We start from the raw sequence: 2704 nt of genomic DNA, 5'->3' as shown, positions 1-2704 counted from the left end.
GTGATGACCGGGGTGCTGGGCCTGGACCGGGGGCGGGCGGCGGCCTGGACGCTGGGGCGGGTGCTCCAGAACGCGTGCTGGTCGGTGGAGGGCGGGGCGCGGCGGCTGGCGCCGGAGCAGGCGGAGATCGCCCGGGTGCTGCTGGGCCGGGCGTAGCGGCGGACGGGGGCTTGTCTACGCTGCCCCCATGATTCGTACCGCTACCCCCGCCGATGTCCCCGTCATCCACGCCATGGTGTGTGAGCTGGCCGATTACGAGAAGGCGCTGCACGAGGTGCGTGCGACGGAGGAGCAGTTGCGGGAGGCGCTGTTCGGCGAGCGGCCGGCCGCGTTCGCGCACATCGCGGAGTCCGACGAGGACGGCGAGGTCGTCGGCTTCGCGATCTGGTTCCTGAACTTCTCCACGTGGCGCGGGGTGCACGGGATCTACCTGGAGGACCTGTACGTACGCCCCCAGCGGCGGGGCGGCGGGCACGGCAAGGCGCTGCTGACGGAGCTGGCGCGGATCTGCGTGGAGCGGGGTTACGAGCGCCTGGAGTGGTCGGTGCTGAACTGGAACGCCCCGTCGATCGCGTTCTACGAGTCGCTGGGCGCGCGCCCGCAGGACGAGTGGACGGTGTACCGGCTGACGGACGGCGCGCTGGCGGAGCTGGGCGGGGCCTGATCGCGCGGTCCCCGAGGGCGTTGTCAGTGGCGTGCGTCACGATGGGGGCATGGTGCGCGGTGGTGGTCGGAGCGGTGGTGTGAAGGCGGCGCGGCGGCCGGAGGTGCGGTTGCCGCCGCTGGTGGATTTCGAGGACGGGGGGCTGGAGCCGGACGGGGATTACGACGGGGTGCGGTTCGGGCCGTCCGTGGATCTGGCGGACGCGTCGGGGCGGGGTGCGCGGTTCATGGACTGCGCGCTGGAGGGGTGCGCCCTGGACCGGGCGGAGCTGGTGCGGGCACGGTTCATCGACTCGGTGCTGACGGGTGTACGGGGGGTGGGCACCGATCTCGCGGAGGCGTCGCTGCGGGACGTGGAGGTCGTGGACGCGCGCCTGGGCGGGGTGCAGCTGCACGGCGCCGTGCTGGAGCGGGTGCTGGTGCGCGGCGGGAAGATCGACTACCTGAATCTGCGGGAGGCCCGGCTGACGGATGTCGTCTTCGAGGGCTGTGTGCTGGCGGAGCCGGATTTCGGGGGTGCGCGGCTGAAGCGGGTCGAGTTCCGGGACTGCGTGCTGAAGCGGGCGGACTTCAGCGCGGCGCGGATGGAGGAGGTGGATCTGCGGGCGGTCGCCGAGCTGGACATCGCGCGGGGTGTGGAGCGGCTGGCGGGTGCGGTGATCAGTCCGCTGCAGCTGATGGAGCTGGCTCCGGCGTTCGCGGCGCAGATCGGGGTGCGGGTGGAGGCGTAGACGCGTCGTCTCAGAGGCGGGGGAAGCGGGACTGGAGGCTCCAGACGGCGGGGTTGTCGGCCAGGCCCTCGTGCATGTCGGCGAGGTCGGCGATCAGGTCGTGCAGGAAGTCGCGGGATTCGCGGCGCAGCAGGGAGTGGCTGAAGGTGAGGGGCGGTTCCTCGGGGTCCATCCAGTCGGCCTCGATGTCCACCCAGCCGAAGCGGCGCTCGAAGAGCATGCGGTCGGTGGACTCGGTGAAGTCGAGTTCGGCCTGCTGGCGGCGGTGCGAGCGGCTGCCGCGCGGGTCCTGGTCGATCTGCTCGACGATGTCGCACAGCGCCCAGGCGAAGTCGAGCACCGGCACCCATCCCCAGGCTGTGGACACTTCGCGGTCCGCCTTGGTGTCCGCGAGGTAGACGTCCCCGGAGAACAGGTCGTGCCGCAGCGCGCGGACGTCCGCGCGGCGGTAGTCGGTCTGCGGGGGGTCGGGGAAGCGGCGGGAGAGGGAGTAGCCGATGTCGAGCACGGTTCGATGGTGTCATGCCCGGCGGGACGCCCGTTACGGCAGCAGGCGCTGTTCCTTGGCGACGGCGACGGCACCGGCGCGGGTGTCGACGCCGAGCTTGTCGTAGATGCGGCCGAGGTGGGTCTTGACCGTGGCCTCGCTGATGAACAGGGCGCGGGCGATGTCGCGGTTGCCGAGGCCCTGGGAGAGCTGGCCGAGGATGTCGCGTTCGCGGTCGGTGAGGGTGGGGCGCGGGGCGCGCATCCGGGCCATGACGCGGCTGGCGACGGGCGGGGAGAGCGTGGTGCGGCCCTGGGCGGCGGAGCGGATGGCGGCGAAGAGTTCCTCGGGGCGTTCGGCCTTGAGCAGGTAGCCGGTGGCGCCGGCCTCGATGGCGCGGGTGATGTCGGCGTCGGTGTCGTAGGTGGTGAGGACGAGGACGTGGGTGCCGGTGGTGCCCGCGATGCGGCGGGTGGCCTCGACCCCGTCGATGCCGGTGCCGAGCTGGAGGTCCATCAGGACGACGTCGGGGGTCAGGCGGGCGGTCAGGGCGACGGCCTCCTCGCCGCTGCCGGCCTCGCCGATGACCTCGATGTCGGGTTCGCTGCCGAGGAGGGCGAGGAGCCCGGCGCGTACGACGGCGTGGTCGTCGCAGAGCAGGATGCGGATGCGGTCGTCGGTCATGCGGGGTCCTGGTGGGTGGGGGCGACGGGCACGGTGGCGGTGACGACGGTGCCTTCGCCGGGGGCGGATTCGATGGTGAGGGTGCCGCCGAGCTGGTGGAGCCGGGCGCGCATGGCGGGGAGGCCGTGGCCGCGTACGC

Annotated in this window: 5 protein-coding genes and 1 pseudogene; 3 read left to right on the top strand and 3 right to left on the bottom strand. The window is 72.6% G+C overall.

Translation table 11 applies throughout. The features are described from left to right. From EAO73_RS31925 to EAO73_RS31915, 3 genes and pseudogenes are all read left to right on the top strand, one after another. Positions 1-156: pseudogene (locus EAO73_RS31925) on the top strand (hydroxyurea phosphotransferase); the annotation flags it as partial. Positions 157-187: 31 nt separating this feature from the next. Further along, entirely contained in the window at positions 188-664 is a 477-nt protein-coding gene (locus tag EAO73_RS31920; RefSeq protein ID WP_147974980.1) for a GNAT family N-acetyltransferase, read from the top strand. 49 nt (positions 665-713) lie between these two features. Continuing rightward, a complete protein-coding gene (locus tag EAO73_RS31915) occupies positions 714-1394 on the top strand; it encodes a pentapeptide repeat-containing protein (RefSeq protein ID WP_224756533.1) in 681 nt (226 codons plus the stop codon). Between the two features lie 10 nt (positions 1395-1404). Here the strand turns inward: EAO73_RS31915 and EAO73_RS31910 are convergent, their stop codons facing one another. The 3 genes from EAO73_RS31910 to EAO73_RS31900 all read right to left on the bottom strand — a co-directional run. Beyond that, positions 1405-1902, bottom strand: a complete 498-nt coding sequence (locus EAO73_RS31910; protein ID WP_147974979.1) for a hypothetical protein — start codon at positions 1900-1902, stop codon at positions 1405-1407. 33 nt (positions 1903-1935) lie between these two features. Continuing rightward, positions 1936-2565, bottom strand: coding sequence for a response regulator (locus tag EAO73_RS31905; protein ID WP_147974978.1), 630 nt, complete (start codon positions 2563-2565; stop codon positions 1936-1938). Then, positions 2562-2704 (bottom strand): ATP-binding protein (locus tag EAO73_RS31900; protein ID WP_412075897.1); only part of this gene is annotated, 143 nt, incomplete at its 5' end. The genes EAO73_RS31900 and EAO73_RS31905, both read right to left, overlap by 4 nt.

The sequence above is a fragment of the Streptomyces sp. col6 genome (genome assembly GCF_008042035.1).
Taxonomy (GTDB): Bacteria; Actinomycetota; Actinomycetes; order Streptomycetales; family Streptomycetaceae; genus Streptomyces.
This window is presented reverse-complemented; position numbering and strand designations above follow the sequence as displayed.